At 70.8% G+C, this 21,740-nt stretch carries 20 protein-coding genes; 7 read left to right on the top strand and 13 right to left on the bottom strand.

The window, feature by feature from the left end; genetic code table 11:
- Positions 1–24: 24 nt before the first annotated feature.
- The gene (locus tag AC5WS8_RS23205) at positions 25–825 is read left to right on the top strand and encodes a trans-aconitate 2-methyltransferase (protein WP_496105367.1); all 801 of its coding nucleotides are present in this window, start codon (positions 25–27) and stop codon (positions 823–825) included.
- A gap of 4 nt (positions 826–829) precedes the next feature.
- A complete protein-coding gene (locus AC5WS8_RS23200) occupies positions 830–1,201 on the top strand; it encodes a VOC family protein (protein WP_496105366.1) in 372 nt (123 codons plus the stop codon).
- 197 nt (positions 1,202–1,398) lie between these two features.
- Here AC5WS8_RS23200 and AC5WS8_RS23195 read toward each other — a convergent pair whose 3' ends face one another.
- Positions 1,399–2,001 (bottom strand): TetR family transcriptional regulator, encoded by a 603-nt coding sequence (locus AC5WS8_RS23195; RefSeq protein ID WP_388575637.1) that lies wholly within the window; start codon positions 1,999–2,001, stop codon positions 1,399–1,401.
- A gap of 67 nt (positions 2,002–2,068) precedes the next feature.
- Positions 2,069–3,079 carry an acyl-CoA desaturase gene (locus AC5WS8_RS23190; RefSeq protein WP_496105365.1) on the bottom strand — a complete coding sequence of 337 codons (1,011 nt, stop codon included), beginning with the start codon at positions 3,077–3,079 and terminating at the stop codon, positions 2,069–2,071.
- A 310-nt stretch (positions 3,080–3,389) separates the two neighbouring features.
- Here AC5WS8_RS23190 and ppc point away from each other — a divergent pair, with 310 nt between their 5' ends.
- Positions 3,390–6,122: a phosphoenolpyruvate carboxylase gene (gene ppc, locus AC5WS8_RS23185; protein ID WP_496105364.1), complete on the top strand. Its 2,733-nt coding sequence runs from the start codon at positions 3,390–3,392 to the stop codon at positions 6,120–6,122.
- A gap of 76 nt (positions 6,123–6,198) precedes the next feature.
- Here ppc and AC5WS8_RS23180 read toward each other — a convergent pair whose 3' ends face one another.
- From AC5WS8_RS23180 to AC5WS8_RS23150, 7 genes are all read right to left on the bottom strand, one after another.
- Positions 6,199–6,891 carry an LPXTG cell wall anchor domain-containing protein gene (locus AC5WS8_RS23180; protein ID WP_496105363.1) on the bottom strand — a complete coding sequence of 231 codons (693 nt, stop codon included), beginning with the start codon at positions 6,889–6,891 and terminating at the stop codon, positions 6,199–6,201.
- A 207-nt stretch (positions 6,892–7,098) separates the two neighbouring features.
- Positions 7,099–7,587: a hypothetical protein gene (locus AC5WS8_RS23175; RefSeq protein ID WP_496105362.1), complete on the bottom strand. Its 489-nt coding sequence runs from the start codon at positions 7,585–7,587 to the stop codon at positions 7,099–7,101.
- 65 nt (positions 7,588–7,652) lie between these two features.
- A complete protein-coding gene (gene pth / locus AC5WS8_RS23170) occupies positions 7,653–8,255 on the bottom strand; it encodes an aminoacyl-tRNA hydrolase (RefSeq protein ID WP_496105400.1) in 603 nt (200 codons plus the stop codon).
- A 69-nt stretch (positions 8,256–8,324) separates the two neighbouring features.
- Positions 8,325–8,921, bottom strand: a complete 597-nt coding sequence (locus AC5WS8_RS23165; RefSeq protein WP_496105361.1) for a 50S ribosomal protein L25/general stress protein Ctc — start codon at positions 8,919–8,921, stop codon at positions 8,325–8,327.
- Positions 8,922–9,121: 200 nt separating this feature from the next.
- On the bottom strand, positions 9,122–10,102 hold the full coding sequence (locus tag AC5WS8_RS23160; protein ID WP_496105360.1) for a ribose-phosphate diphosphokinase: 981 nt from the start codon (positions 10,100–10,102) through the stop codon (positions 9,122–9,124).
- Between the two features lie 138 nt (positions 10,103–10,240).
- Entirely contained in the window at positions 10,241–11,686 is a 1,446-nt protein-coding gene (gene glmU / locus AC5WS8_RS23155; RefSeq protein ID WP_496105359.1) for a bifunctional UDP-N-acetylglucosamine diphosphorylase/glucosamine-1-phosphate N-acetyltransferase GlmU, read from the bottom strand.
- A 300-nt stretch (positions 11,687–11,986) separates the two neighbouring features.
- The gene (locus tag AC5WS8_RS23150) at positions 11,987–12,370 is read right to left on the bottom strand and encodes a hypothetical protein (RefSeq protein ID WP_496105358.1); all 384 of its coding nucleotides are present in this window, start codon (positions 12,368–12,370) and stop codon (positions 11,987–11,989) included.
- Between AC5WS8_RS23150 and AC5WS8_RS23145 the strand changes: the two genes are divergently transcribed.
- Positions 12,347–13,666: a sensor histidine kinase gene (locus AC5WS8_RS23145; protein ID WP_496105357.1), complete on the top strand. Its 1,320-nt coding sequence runs from the start codon at positions 12,347–12,349 to the stop codon at positions 13,664–13,666. The genes AC5WS8_RS23150 and AC5WS8_RS23145 overlap by 24 nt on opposite strands.
- Positions 13,667–13,684: 18 nt before the next feature.
- On the opposite strand, the gene AC5WS8_RS23140 is transcribed toward AC5WS8_RS23145, so the two are convergent.
- Both AC5WS8_RS23140 and AC5WS8_RS23135 read right to left on the bottom strand, forming a co-directional pair.
- Positions 13,685–14,179, bottom strand: a complete 495-nt coding sequence (locus AC5WS8_RS23140) for an SUKH-3 domain-containing protein (RefSeq protein ID WP_496105356.1) — start codon at positions 14,177–14,179, stop codon at positions 13,685–13,687.
- 7 nt (positions 14,180–14,186) lie between these two features.
- Positions 14,187–14,687 carry a YwqJ-related putative deaminase gene (locus AC5WS8_RS23135; RefSeq protein WP_496105355.1) on the bottom strand — a complete coding sequence of 167 codons (501 nt, stop codon included), beginning with the start codon at positions 14,685–14,687 and terminating at the stop codon, positions 14,187–14,189.
- A 262-nt stretch (positions 14,688–14,949) separates the two neighbouring features.
- Here AC5WS8_RS23135 and AC5WS8_RS23130 point away from each other — a divergent pair, with 262 nt between their 5' ends.
- The 3 genes from AC5WS8_RS23130 to AC5WS8_RS23120 all read left to right on the top strand — a co-directional run bounded on the left by AC5WS8_RS23130 (position 14,950) and on the right by AC5WS8_RS23120 (position 19,557).
- Positions 14,950–15,957, top strand: a complete 1,008-nt coding sequence (locus AC5WS8_RS23130; RefSeq protein ID WP_496105354.1) for an SMI1/KNR4 family protein — start codon at positions 14,950–14,952, stop codon at positions 15,955–15,957.
- A 9-nt stretch (positions 15,958–15,966) separates the two neighbouring features.
- On the top strand, positions 15,967–18,468 hold the full coding sequence (locus AC5WS8_RS23125; RefSeq protein WP_496105353.1) for an SUKH-4 family immunity protein: 2,502 nt from the start codon (positions 15,967–15,969) through the stop codon (positions 18,466–18,468).
- Positions 18,469–18,672: 204 nt separating this feature from the next.
- Positions 18,673–19,557: a cellulose-binding protein gene (locus AC5WS8_RS23120; protein ID WP_496105352.1), complete on the top strand. Its 885-nt coding sequence runs from the start codon at positions 18,673–18,675 to the stop codon at positions 19,555–19,557.
- Positions 19,558–19,584: 27 nt separating this feature from the next.
- On the opposite strand, the gene AC5WS8_RS23115 is transcribed toward AC5WS8_RS23120, so the two are convergent.
- Both AC5WS8_RS23115 and AC5WS8_RS23110 read right to left on the bottom strand, forming a co-directional pair.
- Entirely contained in the window at positions 19,585–21,195 is a 1,611-nt protein-coding gene (locus AC5WS8_RS23115; RefSeq protein WP_496105351.1) for a sodium/solute symporter, read from the bottom strand.
- Between the two features lie 23 nt (positions 21,196–21,218).
- On the bottom strand, positions 21,219–21,671 hold the full coding sequence (locus tag AC5WS8_RS23110; RefSeq protein ID WP_496105350.1) for a DUF485 domain-containing protein: 453 nt from the start codon (positions 21,669–21,671) through the stop codon (positions 21,219–21,221).
- Positions 21,672–21,740 lie beyond the last annotated feature (69 nt).

Below are 21,740 nucleotides of genomic sequence, written 5' to 3'. Positions count from 1 at the left end.
AGAGGGGCGGGGAGAGTGAACGTCATGACCGAACCCACCTGGGACCCCGCCCAGTACCTCCGACACGCCGACCACCGCGCCCGCCCCTTCACCGACCTGCTCTCCCGCGTGCCCCCGCTGCCCGGCGACCGGCCCCGCATCGCCGACCTCGGCTGCGGTCCGGGCAACGTCACCGTCCTGCTCGCCGAACGCTGGCCCACCGCCCACATCACCGGCTACGACAACTCCCCCGAGATGCTCGCGAGGACCGGCACCCGGGCGGGACCCACGCCCGGCGGCGGCCGCTTTGACTTCGCACACGCCGACGCCCGCACCTGGACGCCCGACGAGCCGCACGACCTGATCGTGAGCAACGCCACCCTGCAGTGGGTCCCCGGACACGCCGCGCGCTTCGCCGACTGGGTGACGGCCTTGAAGCCGGGCGGCACGCTCGCCTTCCAGGTCCCCGGCAACTTCGGCTCCCCCAGCCACCGGCTGATGCGCGAAGTCGCCCACTCCGCCCGCTGGAGGGACCGCCTCGCCGGCACCCTCCGCCACGACGACGCGGTCCTCACCCCCGAGGCGTATCTGCACCACCTCACCGCGCTCGGCTGCGAGACGGACGTCTGGGAGACGACGTATCTGCACCTGCTGCCGGGTGAGGACCCCGTCCTCGACTGGGTGAAGGGCACCGGGCTGCGGCCCGTCCTCACCGAGCTGGGGGAGGAGGCGGAGGAGTTCGTCGCCGACTACCGGACGGCGCTGCGCGAGGTGTACCCGGCGACCGAGCACGGCACCGTCTTCCCGTTCCGCCGCATCTTCGCCGTCGCCCGGAAGGGAGCCTGACCCGATGCTGACCGCCGTCGACCACGTCCAGCTCGCCGCCCCGCCCGGCTCCGAGGACCGGCTGCGCGCGTACTACGCCGGCGTCCTCGGCATGACGGAGATCCCGAAGCCGCCGGTGCTCGCTGCGCGCGGGGGCTGCTGGTTCCAGGCCGGGGCCGTGCGACTGCACCTGGGCATCGAGGATGATTTCCGCCCCGCGAAGAAGGCCCACCCGGGGCTGCGGGTCACCGGGATCGAGGCCTACGCGGCGCGGCTCGCCGAGCACGGCGCGCCGATCACCTGGGACGACGACCTGCCGGGGCACCGGCGCTTCTACGCGGAGGACCCGGTGGGGAACCGGCTGGAGTTCCTCGAGCCGTTCGCGACAACGCCCTGAGCCGGGGCGCCGAGGCCGCACCGGCGCGTGGAGGCTGCACCGGCGTGTGGAGGCTGCACCGGCGTGTGGAGGCCGCACCGGCGTGGAGGCCGCACGGGCGTGTGGAGGCCGCACCGGCGTGTGGAGGCCGCACCGGCGTGGAGGCCGCACCGGCGTGTGGAGGCCGCACCGGCGCGTGGCGGCCGCGCGGGCGCACCTCAGCTCTTGCGGTGACCTATCAGCCGCGGCTTCTGCTCCAGCCCGTCCAGCCCGTGCCACGCCAGGTTGACCAGATGCGCGGCGACCTCGGCCTTCTTCGGCCGGCGCACGTCCAGCCACCACTGACCCGTCAGCGCCACCATCCCGACCAGCGCCTGCGCGTACAGCGGCGCCAGCTTGGGATCGAAACCGCGGCTCTTGAACTCGCGGCCCAGAATGTCCTCCACCTGCGTCGCGATGTCGGAGATCAGCGACGCGAAGGAGCCAGTCGACTGGGGGATGGGGGAGTCCCGGACGAGGATGCGGAAACCGTCCGTGTACTCCTCGATGTAGTCCAGCAGGGCGAACGCGGCCTGCTCGCACAGCTCACGCGGGTGCCCGGCCGTCAGGGAGCTGGTCACCATGTCCAGCAGGCGCCGCATCTCGCGGTCCACCACCACCGCGTACAGCCCCTCCTTGCCGCCGAAGTGCTCGTACACCACCGGCTTGGAGACCCCGGCCTTCGCCGCGATCTCCTCCACCGACGTGCCCTCGAACCCCTTGGCGGCGAACAGCGTCCGGCCGATCTCCAGCAGCTGCTGGCGGCGCTCCGCACCGGTCATCCGGGTGCGGCGCGGGCGCCGCGGCTTGTCGCTGCTGGGAGTGCTCGAGTCGGTCGCCACACCGCCATCATGCCGTGCCGGAGGCCACCTTCCCGCCCGGGGAGCCACTCCCGTCACCGGAGCGACGCGAATCGATACGCGAGCGTGACGGCCAGCGCACGTCGTACGCCCACCCCAGCTGCTCGAACCAGCGGATGATCCGCGCCGAGGAGTCCAGCTGACCGCGCTCCACGCCGTGCCGCGCCGACGTCGGGTCCGCGTGGTGCAGGTTGTGCCACGACTCGCCGCACGACAGGATCGCCAGCCACCACACGTTGCCCGAACGGTCACGCGACTTGAACGGCCGCTTGCCCACCGCGTGGCAGATCGAGTTGATCGACCACGTCACGTGGTGCAGCAACGCCACCCGTACGAGCGACCCCCAGAAGAACGCGGTGAACGCGCCCCACCACGACATCGTCACCAGCCCGCCGATCAGCGCGGGCAGCGCCAGCGACAGGGCCGTCCACAGCACGAACTGGCGGGAGATCGCCCGCATCGCCGGGTCCTTGATCAGATCCGGGGCGTACTTGTCCTGCGGGGTCTGCTCCTCGTCGAACATCCAGCCGATATGAGCCCACCACAGGCCCTTCATCAGCGCCGGAACCGTCTCCCCGTACCGCCACGGGGAGTGCGGGTCACCCTCCGCGTCGGAGAACTTGTGGTGCCTGCGGTGGTCGGCCACCCAGCGCACCAGCGGCCCCTCCACGGCCATCGACCCCGCGATCGCCAGCGCGATCTTCAGGGGACGCTTCGCCTTGAACGAGCCGTGCGTGAAGTGACGGTGGAAACCGATCGTGATGCCGTGGCAGCCCAGGTAGTAGAAGAAGACCAGCAGGCCCACATCGAGCCAGCTCACACCCCATCCCCACGCCAGCGGCACTGCCGCGACAAGCGCCAGGAACGGGACGGTGATGAACAGCAGCAGCGTGATCTGCTCGATCGAGCGCTTCTGCTCGCCACCCAGCGTCGCGGAGGGCAGCGGAGAGTCGTCGTTCGCCTTCGGGGCGTCTTCGATCACATCGGAGCTCGTGGTCATGGGGGCGTCCCCTGTGGGGTCGAGGGTCAGGACAATTGTCCGGATACGGCACCCGTCGTGCTCCCGCCGGCTGACGGGAGACCTACGGTTCCGTAACCTACGGCGTCGTAAGTATGGCAGCGCGTCGCCCGGCGGCAAGGGCCCGAAAGCCTGCGCGTCCGCATCGCCACCTATCCTTGGAGTCGGTCGGACAGCGCGGTCCGCTCTGATTTCTTCCCGGATGCCCGGTCCGTATGCGGCACCCGCCGCGCACGGCACCCATCCGGGTTCCCCTCCCAGACGAGCTTCAACACTGCAAGGAGCCGCACCTGTGAGCAGTGCCGACGACCAGACGACGACGACCAGCAGTGAACTGCGCGCCGACATCCGCCGACTGGGCGACCTGCTCGGCGAGACCCTCGTCCGTCAGGAGGGCCCCGAACTCCTGGAGCTGGTCGAGCGGGTCCGCCGACTGACCCGCGAGGACGGGGACGCCGCCGCCGAACTGCTGCGCGGAACCGAACTGGAGACCGCCGCCAAGCTGGTGCGCGCCTTCTCCACCTACTTCCACCTGGCGAACGTCACCGAGCAGGTGCACCGAGGCCGGGAACTGCGCGCCAAGCGCGCCGCCGAGGGCGGGCTGATCTCCCGCACCGCCGACCGCCTCAAGGACGCCGACCCCGAGCACCTGCGCGAAAGCGTCCGCAACCTCAATGTGCGCCCCGTCTTCACGGCGCACCCCACCGAGGCCGCACGCCGGTCGGTCCTCAACAAGCTCCGGCGCATCGCCGCACTCCTGGAGACCCCCGTCCTCGAGTCCGACCGCCGCCGCCTCGACACCCGGCTCGCGGAGAACATCGACCTCGTCTGGCAGACCGACGAACTCCGCGTCGTGCGCCCCGAGCCCGCCGACGAGGCCCGCAACGCCATCTACTACCTCGACGAACTCCACGCCGGCGCCGTCGGCGACGTCCTGGAGGACCTCACCGCGGAACTCGAACGCGTCGGCGTCAAGCTCCCCGACGAGACCCGCCCCGTCACCTTCGGCACCTGGATCGGCGGCGACCGCGACGGCAACCCCAACGTCACCCCCGCCGTCACCTGGGAAGTCCTCATCCTCCAGCACGAGCACGGCATCAACGACGCCCTGGAGACGATCGACGAGCTGCGCGGCTTCCTCTCCAACTCCATCCGCTACACCGGCGCCACCGAGGAGCTCCTGGACTCCCTCAAGACCGACCTGGAGCTCCTGCCCGAGATCAGCCCGCGCTACAAGCGCCTCAACGCCGAGGAGCCCTACCGCCTCAAGTCGACCTGCATCCGCCAGAAGCTCGTCAACACCAAGCACCGCCTCGCCAAGGGCACCCAGCACGAGCCCGGCCGCGACTACCTCGGCACCGCCGAACTGCTGCAGGACCTCAGAGTCATCCAGACCTCCCTGCGCGCCCACCGCGGCGGCCTCTTCGCCGACGGCCGCCTCGCCCGCACCATCCGCACCCTGGCCGCCTTCGGCCTCCAGCTCGCCACCATGGACGTCCGCGAACACGCCGACGCCCACCACCACGCCCTCGGCCAGCTCTTCGACCGGCTCGGCGAGGAGTCCTGGCGCTACGAGGACATGCCGCGCGAGTACCGCCACAAGCTGCTCGCCAAGGAACTCCGTTCCCGCCGCCCCCTCGCCCCCACCCCGGCCCCGCTCGACGCGGCCGGCGCCAAGACCCTCGGCACCTTCGAGACCGTCAAGCGGGCCCTGAAGGTCTTCGGCCCCGAGGTCATCGAGTCCTACATCATCTCCATGTGCCAGGGCGCCGACGACGTCTTCGCCGCCGCCGTCCTCGCCCGCGAAGCAGGCCTGATCGACCTCCACGCCGGCTGGGCCAAGATCGGCATCGTGCCCCTCCTGGAGACCACCGACGAGCTCAAGGCCGCCGACACCATCCTCGAGGACATGCTCTCCGACCCCTCCTACCGGCGCCTGGTCGCGCTGCGCGGAGACGTCCAGGAGGTCATGCTCGGCTACTCCGACTCCTCCAAGTTCGGCGGCATCACCACCTCCCAGTGGGAGATCCACCGCGCCCAGCGCCGGCTGCGCGACGTCGCCCACCGCTACGGCGTGCGCCTGCGCCTCTTCCACGGCCGCGGCGGCACCGTCGGCCGCGGCGGCGGCCCCACCCACGACGCGATCCTCGCGCAGCCCTGGGGCACCCTCGAAGGTGAGATCAAGGTCACCGAACAGGGCGAGGTCATCTCCGACAAGTACCTCATCCCCTCCCTCGCCCGCGAGAACCTGGAACTGACGGTCGCGGCCACCCTGCAGGCCTCCGCCCTGCACACCGCCCCCCGCCAGTCCGTCGAGGCCCTCGCCCGCTGGGACGCCGCCATGGACGTCGTCTCCGACGCCGCCCACGCCGCCTACCGCAGGCTCGTCGAGGACCCCGACCTCCCGGCGTACTTCTTCGCCTCCACCCCCGTCGACCAGCTCGCCGATCTCCACCTCGGCTCCCGCCCGTCCCGCCGCCCCGACTCCGGCGCCGGCCTCGACGGCCTGCGCGCCATCCCCTGGGTGTTCGGCTGGACCCAGTCCCGGCAGATCGTCCCCGGCTGGTTCGGCGTCGGCTCCGGCCTGAAGGCCCTGCGCGAGACGGGCCTCGACACCGTGCTCACCGAGATGCACGAACAGTGGCACTTCTTCCGCAACTTCATCTCCAACGTCGAGATGACCCTCGCCAAGACGGATCTGCGGATCGCCCAGCACTACGTCGACACCCTCGTCCCCGACGACCTGAAGCACATCTTCGACACCATCCGCGCCGAACACGAGCTGACCGTCCGCGAGGTCCTCCGCGTCACCGGCGAACAGGAACTGCTCGACGCCCAGCCGGTCCTCAAGCAGACCTTCGCCATCCGCGACGCCTACCTCGACCCCATCTCCTACCTGCAGGTCGCCCTGCTCAAGCGCCAGCGCGACGCGGTCGCCGCCGGCGCCGACCCGGACCCGCTGCTGGCACGAGCCCTGCTGCTCACCGTCAACGGCGTCGCAGCCGGCCTCCGCAACACCGGCTGACCCCGACTCCGGCCCCGACACGACGGTGCCCCCGAGCCCTTGCGAGGCTCGGGGGCACCGTCACACCCGGCGGGCGTCAGCCCCTGGAGGCCCTGCGACGCCACAGCACCAGACCACCGCCGGCGGCCACCAGCACGGCCGCCGCACCGGACAGCAGCCCCACCGGAGCACTGCTGCCGGTCTCGGCCAGACCACCGCCACCGGCCGGCGACGACGGCGACGCGGACACCGACGGCACCGCGCCCGCCCCGGAGGACGACGGACTCGGCGAGGCGCTCGCCCCCGCCGTCCCCGACGGAGAGGGGGACGCGGAGGGCGAGGCCGACGGCGAGCCCGACGGCGTGGCACCGCCCCCGCCGGAGTCCTCGCACTTCGTCCAGAACACCTTGTGCTTGGCCGCGCCCTTCTCGCCGTCGAAGTTCCAGAACAGCTTGTAGTGTCCGTCGGGCAGCGTCATGTCGGCCGTACGGCCATGGCCGTCGGCGTCCAGGGTGATGTCACCGGTCTTCACCGTCGCGCCCTTGGGCTTGCCGGTCGGGGCCCAGGCCTCGATGTGCCAGTCCACCTGCTGCCGGCCGTCGAAGTGGAAGGCGTCCAGGTAGAACGAGCACACGTGCGGCTCGTTGCGCTGGTCGTACTCGTCCGTCGCGGCCTTGTGGATCTTCACATCGCCGTTGTCACCCCGAGCCGAGGCGTGGGCGGACGGAGCGGTCAGCAGCGCTGCTGAGGCGACGGCGACAAGGGCGCCGGCGCGCATGAGGGTACGCATGGGCAGTCCATCTTCGGGAAACGGAACGGAAGATGTGGAGGGGGCCGGCTCAGCTTCCTGCCCACTCGGGAACCTGGTCAAGCCACAGGAACTTCCCTCACGCTCCATCTGTGACCATACGCCTCGAACGTCCCAGTAACGATCAGGGAACGCAAAGGTTTTCTACGAAATAGTGAGCGAAAAAGACCACCGGCCTCGGCCCCCACCTCACAACGCCACGAACGCCGCCGTCACCAACGCGACCCCGGCACCCGCCAGCACCCACGCCGCCCGTGACAACCGCAGACCACCCGCCACCACCACCGACGCCAGCAACAGGGCACCACCCAGCGGCAGCCACGCGCACAGCACCCCCGCCGGACCGGACCGCACCACCTCAGCCGAATCCGGCTTCACCACCACCGCGTACGTCCGCCCACGCCGCACCGCGACCGACTTCTCGATCACCACACTCCTGCGCGCCGTCGCCCCCGCCGACAACGGCCTGAACGGACCACTGCACGCCTGTGCCCCACACCGCTCCACCGTCACCGTGCCCCGCTCACGGCCCTTGGTCAGCATCACGTACTGCGCCGTGCCCCAGGAACCCCACACACCCGCGACCACGATGAGCACGGCGACCGCACCCATCACCGCGAGCCGCCCGAACCGCAGCACCGCGACCGCACCCTGAGAGGACGAGACGGCAGAAGGCATGCGGGCGATCCTTGGCCATGCCCACGCGCCCGGTCAACTCCAGCAGGACCCGGTGGGCCCACATATCACGAGTTGTACGTGCTCTGCGCCCGCTCCAGCCCATCGATCACCAGACACTCCACCGCATCCGCCGCCCGGTCCACGAGGTAGTCCAGCTCCTTGCGCTCCGCGGAGGAGAAGTCCTTCAGCACGAAATCCGCCACCTGCATACGCCCCGGCGGACGCCCGATCCCGAACCGCACCCGGTGATAGTCCGACCCCAACGCCTTCGTGATCGACTTCAACCCGTTGTGACCGTTGTCGCCACCACCGAGCTTCAACCGCAGCGTCCCGTAATCGATGTCCAGCTCGTCATGCACCGCGACGACGTTCCCCGCCGGCACCTTGTAGAAGTCCCGCAGAGCGTTCACCGGACCACCCGACAGGTTCATGAACGACATCGGCTTCACCAGGACCACCCGGCGGCTTCCCGGACCCGGCGGCCCGATCCGCCCCTCCACCACCTGCGCCTGCGCCTTCCCCGCCCGCTTGAACTTCCCCCCGATCCGCCCAGCCAGCAGATCCGCCACCATGAACCCCACGTTGTGCCGGTTCATGGCGTACTCGGGCCCCGGATTGCCGAGCCCCACGATGAGCCAGGGCGCGCCTGGATCGGTCGTCACGTCCACGTCTCCTTGATACACGCCGGCCGCCACTCCCGAAGGAGCGGCGGCCGGCGAAACAGTCTCGGGTGAGGATCAGGCCTCGGCAGCGGCCTCTTCGCCCCCGGCCTCGCCCTCAGCGGCCTCCTCGGCCTGCGCGGCCAGCACCTGGAGCACCACCGCGTCCTCCTCGACGGCCAGCGTCACACCGGACGGCAGCGTGATGTCCTTGGCGAGGACCGAGGCACCGGCCTGCAGCCCCTCGACGGACACGGTGACGGCCTCGGGGATGTGCGTGGCCTCGGCCTCCACGGGAAGCGCGGACAGCACGTGCTCCAGCAGGTTCCCGCCCGGGGCCAGCTCACCCTCGGTGTGCACCGGGATCTCGACGTTGACCTTCTCGCCGCGCTTCACCAGCAGCAGGTCCACGTGCTCCAGGAAACCCTTCAGCGGGTCACGCTGCACGGCCTTCGGAATCGCCAGCTCGGTGCTCTTGCCGTCGATGTCCAGCGCGATCAGGACGTTCGGCGTACGCAGCGCCAGCAGCAGGTCGTGACCCGGGAACGTCAGGTGCAGCGGGTCCGAACCGTGCCCGTAGAGCACACCCGGAACCTTGCTGTCACGGCGGATACGACGCGCGGCACCCTTGCCGAACTCGGTGCGCGTCTGGGCGGCGATCTTCACCTCGGACATCTCTCACTCCTCGTAGTAGTACGTAGGACAAACGGTCGGGGTCACCCGGCCACGAACGGCCTGCTACGAAGAGCGCGTCGATAACGGACCACCGCATCCCGAGAACGGGTGCGGCCTCCCTCGCCGAGCAACTGCAGCAGTTTACTCGGAGAAGGAGGCCACACCCAAAACGATCTCCACCGGCCCCAAGGGCCCGGGACCTACTGCTCGTCGAACAGGCTCGTCACCGAACCGTCCTCGAACACCTCACGCACCGCACTCGCGATCGTCGGCGCGATGGACAGCACCGTGATCTTGTCCAGATCCCCGCTCAGCTCACCCGGCGTCGGCAGCGTGTCCGTGAACACGAACTCACTCACCCGCGAGTTCTTCAGACGATCCGCCGCGGGACCCGACAGCACACCGTGCGTCGCCGTCACGATGACATCCTCCGCGCCATGCGCGAACAACGCGTCCGCCGCCGCACAGATGGTGCCACCCGTGTCGATCATGTCGTCGACCAGGACGCACACCCGGCCCTCGACCTCACCCACGACCTCATGCACCGTCACCTGGTTCGCGACATCCTTGTCCCGCCGCTTGTGCACGATGGCGAGGGGCGCGCCCAGCCGGTCGCACCATCGGTCCGCGACGCGCACCCGGCCCGCGTCCGGCGACACCACCGTCAGCTTGTCCCGGTCCACCTTGCCGCCCACATAGTCGGCGAGCAGCGGAAGCGCGAACAGGTGATCCACCGGACCGTCGAAGAACCCCTGGATCTGGTCCGTGTGCAGGTCAACGGTCAGGATGCGGTCCGCACCCGCCGTCTTCATCAGATCAGCGATCAGACGCGCCGAAATCGGTTCACGTCCCCGGTGCTTCTTGTCCTGCCGCGCGTAACCGTAGAACGGCACGATCACAGTGATCGAGCGCGCCGACGCACGCTTCAGCGCGTCGATCATGATCAACTGCTCCATGATCCACTTGTTGATCGGCGCCGTGTGGCTCTGGATCAGGAAACAGTCGGCACCCCGCGCCGACTCCTGATAGCGAACATAGATCTCACCGTTCGCGAAGTCGAAGGCTCTCGTCGGGACAACCCCGACACCCAGCTCATGGGCGACCTCCTCGGCAAGCTCGGGGTGGGCGCGGCCGGAGAAGAACATCAACTTCTTCAGGCCGGTCGTCTTGATCCCGGTCACGACACTGTCTCCTCAGAGGTGTTCGCAGCTGGCTGCCGAGACGACCGTGTCCACCACATACGAGGGGCCGTCTCAGCTGATGGGGGGTGCAGGTGTGCACTTATCACGGTACGCCGTCCCAGACGCACCCGTTTCCGGTCAGGCCTCGCCCTCCGGCTCCCGGGAAGCCGCCTCGGCCGCCTTCGCCGCCGCGCTCCCCGGACGCTTACGAGCCACCCAACCCTCGATATTCCGCTGCTGACCACGGGCCACGGCCAGCGAACCGGGCGGCACATCCTTCGTGATCACAGACCCGGCAGCGGTGTACGCGCCGTCCCCGATCGTGACAGGGGCCACAAACATGTTGTCCGACCCCGTCTTGCAGTGAGACCCGACGGTCGTGTGGTGCTTGCTCTCCCCGTCATAGTTCACAAAGACACTCGCAGCACCGATGTTCGAGTACTCGCCGATCGTCGCGTCACCGACATAGGACAGATGCGGAACCTTCGTACCCTCACCGATCGAGGCGTTCTTCGTCTCCACATAGGTACCGATCTTGGACTTCGGACCGAGACGGGTACCGGGGCGGAGGTAGGCGTACGGGCCGACGGACGCCTGCGGTCCGACCACCGCGCCGTCGGACACGGTGTTGTTCACCCGGGCCCCCGCGCCCACCTCGGTGTCCTTCAGCCGCGTGTGGGGACCCACCTCGGCACCCTCACCGACATGCGTCGAGCCCAGAAGCTGTGTCCCCGGGTGCACGACGGCGTCCTGCCCGAATGTCACGGTCACATCGACCCAGGTGGTGGCGGGATCCACGACGGTCACACCCGACAGCATCGCGGCCGTCAGCAGCCGGTCATTGAGGACCCGGCGCGCCTCCGAGAGCTGCACACGGTTGTTGATGCCGGCGATCTCACGGTGGTCGGCCGCGACCGACGCCCCCACCCGATGCCCGGCCTCCCGCAGAATCCCCAGCACATCCGTCAGGTACTCCTCACCCTGACTGTTGTCCGTCCGGACCTGCTTCAGCGCCTCGGCCAGCAGTCGGCCGTCGAAAGCGAAGACACCCGAGTTGATCTCACGAATCGCCCGTTGCGCGTCACTGGCGTCCTTGTGCTCCACGATCGCCGTGACCGCACCCGAGTCGTCCCGCACGATCCGGCCGTAACCGGTCGCGTCCGGAACCTCGGCCGTCAGCACCGTCACCGCATTGCCGTCGGCGGAGTGCGTGGCGGCGAGCCGCTGCAACGTCTCACCCGTCAGCAACGGAGTGTCGCCGCACACCACGACGACGGTCCCGTCCACGGAACCGCCGAGCTCCTCCAGGGCCATCCGCACGGCATGCCCCGTACCGTTCTGCTCGGCCTGCACAGCCGTACGCACTCCCGGGTCGATCTCGGCCAGGTGCGCCGAGACCTGCTCCCGGGCGTGGCCCACGACGACGACGAGATTCTCGGGCTTCAACTCGCGCGCGGAGGCGAGCACATGCCCGACGAGGGAACGGCCGCAGATCTCGTGCAGAACCTTGGGTGTGGCCGACCTCATACGGGTGCCCTCACCCGCTGCGAGAACAACGACGGCGGCCGGGCGGTTGGCGCTCACGGGGATGCCCTTCGGCTTCAGGGGGTGGGGTGGACATCCGCAGGATACCGGGGGGTTTCTTGGGGGACATGCGAGCGGGCCCTGACGGTGTGGTCAGGGCCCGAGCGCGAGCAGCTCCCCCATCAGGATTTGAACCTGAACTTAAGGGACCAAAACCCTCAGTGCTGCCGGATTACACCATGGGGGATTAAGCCCGACTAAACCGGACATTCGGTTGGCTCGCCGAGTCGGCACCCCACACTATGCCGTACCAAGAGCCCTTGATGCGACGGTACATCTCGGCGCCCTTCGGAACTTTGATCAGCCGAGCAGGTCGAGCCGGGCGAGGAAGACTTTGATCATGCCGGGACCGCTGTTCACGACACCGACTTGCTCGCGGCGGTCGTACGGCTTGTCCTTGCCGCCCTCGGCCCTGTAGGGACTCGCGCCCGGCAGGAACGGTTCCCGGGCCGACGGGTTGCCGATCGCCTGCTTGGCCGCTTCCTTGGTTTGCTGCCGTTCCTCGTCGCTGGAATCGGGCCTTCCGGGGTCGAACGGTGTGCGATTCAGCAGTTCGAGGGATTCCGGGGCGTTTCGCTTCTGTTCGGTTACGGAGTGTGGTGTGGCGCAGTCGTGGAAACTCGCCGGAAAAGCCGCGCCCGGCGCCCGTAGGCTGGTGCCATGACCACGTCGGGGGAAGTGCACACCGCGGCCGGGGGGCCGTGGTGGTGGGTGCGGTGGCGTAGTGCCGCGCTCGATGTCGGGCTCGCGGCGGTGTCCGCCGTGGAGTGTGCGGCGGAGGGACTCCAGTTCTCGCGGGATGCCGGGTTGCCGGCTCCGGTGGGGATGGTGTTCGGGTTGTTCGCCGGTCTCACGTTGTTGCTGCGGCGGCGGTGGCCGGTTGCCGTCGTGCTGGTGAGCATCGCGATCACGCCGGCGCAGATGGGGTTCCTGATGGGCCTCGTGGGGTTGTACACCCTGTCCGCTTCCGAGCTGCCTCGGCGGATCATCGGTGCGCTGACGGGTATGTCGTTCGTGGGGATGTTCGTCGTCACGTATGTGCGGGCGCATCAGGGGATGGTTCGCGGTGATCTGTCGATCGCCGGGGGGTTCATCCCGTTTCTGTCGGTGACCACTGCTCTCGGTATGACCGCTCCTCCTGTGTTGCTGGGTTTGTATGTGGGGGCTCGGCGGCGGCTGATGGAGAGCTTGCGGGAGCGGGCCGATTCGCTGGAGCGGGAGCTGGTACTGCTCGCGGAGCGGGCGGAGGAGCGGGCGGAGTGGGCGCGGAACGAGGAGCGGACGCGGATCGCGCGGGAGATGCATGACGTCGTCGCGCATCGGGTGAGTCTGATGGTCGTGCATGCCGCCGCTCTTCAGGCTGTGGCGCGGAAGGATCCGGAGAAGGCGGTGCGCAATGCCGCGCTGGTGGGGGACATGGGGCGGCAGGCACTGACCGAGTTGCGGCAGATGCTGGGTGTGCTGCGGACCGGGGACGGGGTCGTGGAGCGGCCGGGTCGGTCCGCTGTGTCTCTGGCGGCGGTGGGGGCGGCTGCGGTCGCCGCCGCCTCCCGGGTCGCTGAGGCGAGGTCGTCCGACGGGCCCTGTCTGTCCGAGTTGGAGGAGCTGGTCGGGCAGTCCGCGGCGGCGGGCATGGTGGTGGACCTGTCGGTGGAGGGGGAGGTGCGGTCGTATGCGCCGGAGGTGGAGCAGACGGCGTACCGGGTGGTGCAGGAGGCGTTGACGAACGTCCACAAGCATGCGGCGGGGGCGAAGACGCATGTGCGGTTGGCGCATCGGAGTGCGGAGATCGCGATGCAGGTGGAGAACGAGCCGCCGCCGGAGCCGGGTTCGGTGCAGACGGCGCGGTTGCCGAGCGGGGGCAATGGCCTGGTGGGGATGAAGGAGCGGGTCAGTGCGCTGGGTGGGGTGTTCGTGTCGGGGCCGACGGATGCGGGTGGGTACCGGGTGTCGGCGGTGATTCCGGCCCAGGCGGCCTGACGCGGTTCCGGTGGGCTGTCACCCGGCTGTGAGGCGTACGGGTTCGATTCCGGTCAGCAGGGTGGTGAGGCCGTGGTCGATGTCGGGGCCGAGGTACCAGTCGCCGGTGTGGTCGAGGGCGTAGGTGCGGCCTTCGGTGTCGATGGCGATGAGGGCGTGGCTGTCGGTTTCCTCGCCGAGGGGGGTGACTTCGGTGTCGAGGGCGCGGCCGAGGTCGCCGAGGGTGCGGGCCATGTGGAGGCCGTGGAGGGGGTCGAGGTGGAGGGTGGCGGGGGCGAGTTGGCGGCCGGGGCCTTGCGCGGTGATGTGGAGGCCGCCGAATTCGGCCCAGGCCTCGACGGCGGCGGGGAAGACGGCGTGCCGGTGGCCTGCGGGCGAGGTGTGGTTGCGCAGGGTGTCGGCCCAGATTTCCGCTTGCTTTATGTCCCAGCGGCCTGGTTGCCAGCCCGCGGCGCGCAGTGCGGCGTCGACGGGGACGGAGAAGCGTGTGGTGGCGGTGCGGTCGGCGTGCATGTGCGGGTCAGTCCTGGCGGGTGGGGTCGATGATGCGGACGCCGAAGTGGGCGCTGAGTGCGGTGCAGGCACGGCAGGGTGGGGCGAAGCCGCCGTGGAGGGGGTCGCCGTCCTCGCGGATGCGGCGGGCGGTGAGCTTGGCGTGTTTGAGGGCTTTGCGGGCTTCGCCGTTGGTCATGGGCTTACGGGCGGCGCGTTTGCTGCGGGCGGCGTCGGCGGCGGTGATGTGGCGGGAGATGAGGATGGTTTCGGCGCAGCGCCCGGTGTAGCGGTCGCGTTGGCCGCTGGTGAGGGTGTCGAGGAAGTCCTGGACGAGGGGGTGCAGGGCGGGGGGCTGGTCGCTGCGGGCGGCGGTGCCGGTGAGGGTGGTGCCGCGGACGGAGAGGGCGGCGGCGATGGTGGGGAGGATGCCGTCGCGGCGGTGGCGGAGGGTGGGGGCGGGGGGTGTGTCGGTGGCGCTCCAGCCGATGCGCGGGTCGCCTGACGTGTCCGTTGCTGCCGTGTGCATGATCGTCTTTCCCCTCCGTGCATCCCCCCGGTGGGGACACAGACTGCCAAATGCCGTGGCGGGTGCGGAAGCTGGGGCGGTGTGACACGCCCGTGTCGGGGTGTTGCGTCACGGTGGGGTGACGGCTGGTCACGTGAGGGTGTCCAGCCGGGGGCCGGGGGAGTGGTGGGCCGGTGACCGGTGTCGTCGTACCGCATAGGCTGTCGGCGTCCGTGATCCGTTTCGCCGTAGAGGCCAGAGGAGAAAGCCGCAGGGGGCAACCGTGAGCACAGGTCGGCTCGGGCACCAGGCCGCGCCGCCGAATGCGGCATACGCCGGGCAGGTCGTGCACTTTCCGGATCCGGTGAGGGCGGCTCGGCATCCGAGGGGGGTGCGGGTCGACGAGTACGGTTATCCGGATTTCTCGCCGTATGCCCGTGCGGCCGCGGAGATCGCGGAGCCGCCGGAGGGCTTCGGTGTGGACGAGTTGCGGTTGACGGACCATGTGTCGGCGAACGCGGCGCTGGCGGCGTCGGGGCACGAGTTGTGGGACACGGTCGCGTCGGTGGCGACCCCGCATGGCTGGACGTGGCATCACGTCCGGGGGTCGCGGCGACTGGAGTTGGTTCCGGTCGAGGTGAAGGCGCTGCTGCGGCATCACGGCGGGATCGCGACGGCGAACGTGGATCACGGCAAGCGGGGGACGCGGCCGTTGCAGGAGACGCGGCCGGCGCATTTCGGGTTGCCGAAGTCGTCGGTGGCGGTGACGGAGTCGCAGGTGCAGGGGGTCGAGGAGGACCTCGGGTATCGGCTTCCGGGCGCGTACCGGTCGTTCCTGAAGGCGGCGGGGGGCTGTGCGCCGGTGGGCACGGCACTGGACGCGGAGTTGGGGCTGCTGGTGGACCAGCCGTTCTTCACGGTGCGGGACGAGGCGGCGGTCAATGATCTGGTCTATGTGAACAAGTGTCTGCGTGACCATCTGACGAAGGACTATCTGGGCGTCGGTTTCGTGCAGGGCGGGCTGCTGGCCGTGAAGGTGAAGGGCGACCGGATCGGTTCGGTGTGGTTCTGCGCGTATGACGATGTGCGGGACGTGGATGCGTCGTGGTCGCCCGCCGAGCGGGTGGAGCGGTTGTTGCTGCCGTGCGGTGACGACTTCGACGAGTTCCTGGGGCGGCTGGCCGGTGATCCGCCGGAGTTGCAGACCGTGGCGAATCTGATGGTGGACGGCGGGTTCGCGCGGGCGGTGCCGGTGTCGTCCGGGCCGTCGGCGTCCTCGGTGGGGGAGTGAGTTCGGGCGATGGTGACGTTCGCGCAGGCGCAGGAGCGCGCGGAAGAGTGGATCAACGGGGACGTGCCGGCGTATCTGCACCGTGAGGTGCGGGTGCGGGAGTTCGAGCTCGGGTTCGTGGTGTGGGCGGAGGACCGCGAAGGGGGGCCGCGATCGGACGGGGGCGCTCAACGGCTGGTGATTGCCCGGGACAGTGGTGAGGCGACGCTGTGGCCGGGCCTGCCGGTGGGTGAGGTGATCCGCCGTTACGAGGAGGAGTACGGGGCGCGGGACGCGCAGCCGCCGTCGGTGCCGGCGTCTGCGGCACGGGTGGATCTGAACCAGACGTCGTTCCTGTTGACGCCGCCGGAGTGGCTGCAGGAGGCGGCGGACCGGAGGGGGGTTCCGGATCGCCGGGCGTCCGGTGACGGTGTGCCGGAGGGCGCGGGTGCGTCTCCGGTCGCGGCGGCTTCTTCGGACGGGTCGGGTACGGCGTGGCCTGCGGCCGGGGGTGGTGAGGAGGTGCCGGAGACGTCCGCGGGGGATACGCCGTGGGCGGGGACCGACACCAACGCGGAGGCGGGCGAGGACGGTTCGGTGCCGCTGCCCCGAACCGTGTTCGCGCCGCCGTTGAGCGACGTGGACGAGGGCGTCGCGCCCGGTGCCCCCGGTGAGCCGGGCGCGCCGGGTGCCGCGGCACCGCCGGCGTACGGCCGTCCGCAGGGTCCGGGCACGCCCGCGCCCGCTGGGCCTGCGCCCGGCGTGCCGCAGGCTCCCGCGCCGAACGCCGCGGACATCGCGGACGCCGCGACCAGTAAGGCGGCGCCCCCGCGGGGGACGCGTGCGGGGGGCCCGCCGCATCCGCCGGGCGCGCCCGGGGTTCCGGGTGCGCGGCCGGGTGCCGCACCTCCGCCGTCGCCCGCACCGGGGGCTGCGGCGGGCGGGTATGTGCCGACCCGGTTCGTCGCGCAGCCCGGCCCGGACGGCCCCGAGGGGACGGCGGGTCCCCGCAAGCCCCCGCTCACGCCGGAAGTACCGCCGCCGGGCGGCCCCCGGCCTCCGGGTGCGCCGAACCCTCCGGGTGCGCCGAGCACGCCCGGCGCGCCGCCCTCTGCGGGTGGCGTGCCCCCGGACGCCGTACACCACGCGCCCACCATGCTCGCGGACCCAGGCCGGCCCGGTCCGGGCGCTCCGGGCGCCCCCACGCCCCCGGGCGCGCCGGGCCGCGGGGCCCTGCCCGCGGCTCCCGGGCAGCCCGGTGCCCCCGCCGCGCCGAACCCGCAGGGTCCCCCGCAGCCGCAGGGCACCCCCGGTGCCGTGCATCACGCCGAGACCGTGCTGGCCGCCCCACCGGTCGCAGGCCCCGGTACTCCCCCGCCGCCCCCGGGCGCGCCCGGCACGCCGACGGGCGCCCCGCAGTCGCCGGGGCAGCCCCTGCCCGGGCAGCCGCCGATGCCCGGACAACAGCCGCCGGGGCAGCCGCCGATGCCCGGACAGCAGCCGCCGGGGCAGCCCGTGCCCGGTGCCCAGCCGTCGTACGGTTATCCGCCGCAGGCCCCGCCGACCGTCGGCCCCGGCTACCAGGCCGTGCTGCGCTACCGTGCGCAGGACGGCTCCGAGCAGCAGCTGATCCGGCGTTCGGCGCCGGGCATGCCGCATCCGGAGTGGCAGATCTTCCATGAGCTGCGTGCCATGAACGTGCCGCCGGACCAGGTGCTGGAGCTGCACACGGAGCTGGAGTCGTGCGAGCTGCCAGGCGCGTACTGCGCGCGGATGATCCGGGAGAACTGGCCGCAGGCGCGGATCACCAGCATCGCCCCGTACGGCACCGACCACGCCTCCCGTCAGCAGGGCATGCGCCAACTGCTCGCTCACCAGGGCGAGTTGCACCAGGTGGCGGACGGCCCGGCGCGACCGGGCCCGGTGCGTGCGCCGCTGCCGGCGGTACAGCCGGCGCCGCCGGTCCCGCCGGAGGGCATCGCGCAGGAGCTGGCCGGGGTCTTCGGTCCCGGGATCTTCCGGTCCGAGCAGGCGGCGGTGTCCCGGCAGGGTGTGCCGCCGATCGTGGCGCACACCTTGGTGGTGGCGGGACTGCCGTTCGACATGGGCCCGTTCTTCTGGGCGCAGGCCCAGCCGGGCCGTCCGGTGCCGACGCTGGCGGAGCTGGCGCAGGAGCGCGGGGTGCAGCCGGCCTCGGACGCGGGCTCGTACCTGGTGATGGGCAGTGACTTCGGCAAGGCGATCTGTGTGCAGTACGGGACGGCGAACATCGTCGCGGTGCCCGTGGAGCCGGGGCCGGGTGGCGCTTCGGCGCCGCCGCAGTTCGTGAACACGGGTCTGCCCGAGTTCGTGCGCTGTCTGGCCCTGCTCGGCCGGATGTGGCGGTTGCGCTACGGCCTCAACCAGGAGCAGGCGGGCCGCTGGACGGTCGACTTCCAGGCCCAGCTCGCCTCGCTCGACCCTGCGGCGCTGGCTTCTCCGGAGAGTTGGTGGTCGGTGCTGCTGGAGCAGATGTGGGACGGGTTGCTGTGAGCTCTTCCCGAACAGCCTCTTTCTGACGCCTCGTCAGTTCCGGGCCCGGTCGTGCGGACGACCGGGCCCGGCTGCATTTTCGGGTGATCTTCGGGGCGATCCGTTGCTTGTGCGTGGAGTGTCGCGTTATGAACGATTCCGGCTGATCCATCAAGATGTGCGCAAAATCATCGATTCGTGGGTCAGGTGGAGAGGGGTTCCACGATGAGCAGCGCATCCGCGGTGCCGTACGGCTTCGCGTCCGTGCGGCGCGGCTACCGTCGCGACCAGGTCGACGCCTACACCTCGGCCCTCTCGCGGGAGCGCGACGCCGCCTGGGAGCGGGCCGCCCGGCTGACGGTGCTGGCCAGGGAGATGGAGACCGCTCTGCTGCGGCTGAGCGAGAGGGCGGCGCAGCTTCCCGCGCAGACCTACGAGGGCCTGGGCGACCGGGCCGGGCGACTGTTCGACCTGGCGCGGGAGCAGGCCGGGACCGTGCGGGAGGAGGCGCGGCAGGAGGCCGGGCGCCTGCTCGCGGAGGCGGAGGAGGAGGCGCGGCGGGTGCGGGAGGAGGCGCAGGCGTACGCGGACGAGGTACGCGGTGACGCCGAGGAGCGGGTCCGCACCCGGCTGCTTGCGGCGCGGGCCGAGGCCGACGACGTGCGGATCACGGCGCGGCGCGAGGTGAAGGAGGGGCGCGGGGAGGCGCTGGCGGCGCTGCGTGAGGTGAGGCAGCGCACGGCGGCGCTGCTCGCCGAGCAGGAGCAGGAGCAGGCCGAGCGCCGGGCGGACGAGGAGCGGGTGGCTGCCGAACGGGTCGCGGAGGTGGAGGCGTGGGAGGCGGAGCGGGTGGCGGGTGCCGAGGCCGCGCTCTCGGAGGCGGAGCGGGCACTGGCCGGGGCCCGGGAGTCGGCCCGGCAGGTGCAGCGGGACGCCCAGGCGCGCGCCGCCGAGGTGGTCGCGGAGGCGAGGGTGCGCGAGGACCGGATCGCCCGGGAGACGGAGCGGGTGCTGCGGGAACACGGTGAGACCTGGGACTGTGTGCAGGCCCAGATGGACCATGTGCGCAACAGCCTGGCCATGCTGACGGGCCGGGCCCCGGCGGAGTAGGCGGCCTCCGGCGGGCCCGGCCGTTCGTCAGCCGCTCCCGCGGGCGGCCCCCGCCAGGATCCGGCCTTCCACCGCCTCGTACTGGCGGCGCTGCTCGGCGGCCTTGTCGCGGCCGGAGGCGAGCGTGCCCAGCCAGCCGTAGGCGAAACCCAGCGGGATGGAGACCAGACCGGTGGTGGTGAACGGGAACCAGTTGAAGTCGGCGTCGGGGAAGGCCGCGGCGGGGGAGGCGGAGACCAGGTTGGTGCCGGTCATCAGCACGAGGGTCGTCAGCGTGCCGCCGATCAGCGTGCACAGCAGGCCGGTTCTGGTGTAGCGGCGCCAGAACAGGCTGTACACCAGGGCCGGTGCGATCGCGGACGCGCCGATGCAGAAGGAGAGCGTGGCCAGCGGTTGCAGACTGCGGTGCTGGACGAGGGTGGCGAGCAGGATCGCCACGGCACCCACCGCCATCGCCGACAGGCGTGCCGCGGTCATCTCGCGTCGCGCGGGCATCTCGTGCTTGCGGGCCGCGAAGACGTCGTGTGCGAGGGAGTTGGCACAGGCGAGGATCATTCCGGCCACGGAGGCGAGGACGGTCAGGAAGATCGCCGCCGTGACCGCGGTGAACAGCAGTGTCGCGCCGGTCGACACGTCCGTCCCGAACGCGGCCCGGGAGCCCAGCAGATACGCCGTACGGCCCTGGGGGTCGGCCGCCGCGATGGTGGCGCGTCCGATCAGGGCGGTCGCGCCGAAGCCTACGACCGTGATGACGGGCACGAACAGGGCCACCGACGGCACCGCCCAGGACATCGAGCGACGCACCTGCCGGGCGCTGTTCGCCGTGTACATCCGCATGGTGATGTGCGGCAGACAGGCGCCGCCGAGCACCACCGTGAGCTCGGAACTGATCATGTCGAGGCGAGGTGCCGGGCCGCCCGCGAACTCCAGGCCCGAGTGCAGGAAGGCGGGGCCGACGCCGCTGTTCTTGGCGGCGGTCGCGAACAACGCGCCCGGGTCCCAGTCGAAGCGGTGCAGGATCAGCGCGGCGACGGCCGCGCCGGAGCCGAGCAGCATCACGATCTTCAGGATCTGGATGAGGGCTGTGCCCTTCATGCCGCCGATCGCCGCATAACTGATCATCAGCGCGCCGAGTCCGATGATGCAGCCCGTCTTCAGGGCATCGCTGGAGAAGCCGAGGATGAAGGCCAGCAGGTCGCCGGTGCCGGCCAGTTGGACGAGCATCAGCGGCAGCAGTGCGGTGAGGGTCACGGCGCACGCCGTCATGCGCACCGCCCTCCCGGGCATCCGCCGTGCCAGCACGTCGCCCATGGTGAACCGGCCCGCGTTGCGCAGGGGTTCGGCCAGCAGGAACATCAGCAGCATCAGCGACAGTGCCGTGCTCAGTGCGAGGACGACACCGTCGTATCCGGCGAGGGCGATGATCCCGCTCGTGCTGAGCACGGTGGCGGCGGAGATGTAGTCGCCCGCGATGGCGAGGCCGTTGCGCATCGGGGACAGGGAGTTGTAGCCGGTGTAGAACTCGGCGAGGTCGTCCCGGTCGGGTCCGGTCATCACGCACAGCAGGAGCGTGATCGTGGCGACCGTGGTGAAGGCCACGAGTGACATGGCCTGCGCGGAGCTGCTGAACCCGGTCATGCCTCCCGGCAAGCTCGCCGTGGTCATCGTGCCGCCCTCCGCCCGGTGTCCAGTTCGACCTGTCTGCGGATGCGGTCGGCGATCGGGTCGACGCCGCGGCGTGCCGTGTACTCGTACACGCCGATCGCGACGCAGGCGACGGGGAGCTGGAGCAGTCCGAGCAGCAGGCCCATGGTGAGGCCGCCGGAGACGGTGGCGGTCATGAAGGAGGGCGCGAACGCGGACAGCAGGAGGAACAGCACGAAGTAGCCGAGGGCGGTCAGGGTGGCCACGCGCCGCTGCCACCGGTAGGCAATGCGCAGCAGGCGCAGGTCGCTGTGGTGTCCGAGCGGCGGATGGGCCGGCATCCGGGGCCGGGCCGGCGGGGCGGGCGGCTGCTGCCAGGGGTACGCCGGGTACTGCGGGTACGGCGGGGGTGAGTGGTGCGGTACTGAGTACTCGGGGGACGAGTGCCGCGGTATGAACGCGTCGGACATCCCGGTTCTCCTTGCGTGGCTCGGATCCGGTGCGGCGGACCGCAGGGAGCGGGGGGTGAGCGACGCACG

Source organism: Streptomyces sp. PTL18 (assembly GCF_059510295.1).
The sequence above is the reverse complement of the archived record's forward strand: the minus strand, read 5'-3'. Positions and strand labels throughout refer to the sequence as shown.

Coding starts and splice junctions, on each gene's coding strand:
- AC5WS8_RS23205 (WP_496105367.1), top strand. CDS start 25: ATGACCGAACCCACCTGGGACCCCGCCCAGTACCTCCGACACGCCGAC.
- AC5WS8_RS23200 (WP_496105366.1), top strand. CDS start 830: ATGCTGACCGCCGTCGACCACGTCCAGCTCGCCGCCCCGCCCGGCTCC.
- AC5WS8_RS23195 (WP_388575637.1), bottom strand. CDS start 2,001: ATGACCGGTGCGGAGCGCCGCCAGCAGCTGCTGGAGATCGGCCGGACG.
- AC5WS8_RS23190 (WP_496105365.1), bottom strand. CDS start 3,079: ATGACCACGAGCTCCGATGTGATCGAAGACGCCCCGAAGGCGAACGAC.
- AC5WS8_RS23180 (WP_496105363.1), bottom strand. CDS start 6,891: ATGCGTACCCTCATGCGCGCCGGCGCCCTTGTCGCCGTCGCCTCAGCA.
- AC5WS8_RS23175 (WP_496105362.1), bottom strand. CDS start 7,587: ATGCCTTCTGCCGTCTCGTCCTCTCAGGGTGCGGTCGCGGTGCTGCGG.
- AC5WS8_RS23165 (WP_496105361.1), bottom strand. CDS start 8,921: ATGTCCGAGGTGAAGATCGCCGCCCAGACGCGCACCGAGTTCGGCAAG.
- AC5WS8_RS23145 (WP_496105357.1), top strand. CDS start 12,347: ATGACCACGTCGGGGGAAGTGCACACCGCGGCCGGGGGGCCGTGGTGG.
- AC5WS8_RS23140 (WP_496105356.1), bottom strand. CDS start 14,179: ATGCACGCCGACCGCACCGCCACCACACGCTTCTCCGTCCCCGTCGAC.
- AC5WS8_RS23135 (WP_496105355.1), bottom strand. CDS start 14,687: ATGCACACGGCAGCAACGGACACGTCAGGCGACCCGCGCATCGGCTGG.
- AC5WS8_RS23125 (WP_496105353.1), top strand. CDS start 15,967: ATGGTGACGTTCGCGCAGGCGCAGGAGCGCGCGGAAGAGTGGATCAAC.
- AC5WS8_RS23120 (WP_496105352.1), top strand. CDS start 18,673: ATGAGCAGCGCATCCGCGGTGCCGTACGGCTTCGCGTCCGTGCGGCGC.
- AC5WS8_RS23115 (WP_496105351.1), bottom strand. CDS start 21,195: ATGACCGGGTTCAGCAGCTCCGCGCAGGCCATGTCACTCGTGGCCTTC.
- AC5WS8_RS23110 (WP_496105350.1), bottom strand. CDS start 21,671: ATGTCCGACGCGTTCATACCGCGGCACTCGTCCCCCGAGTACTCAGTA.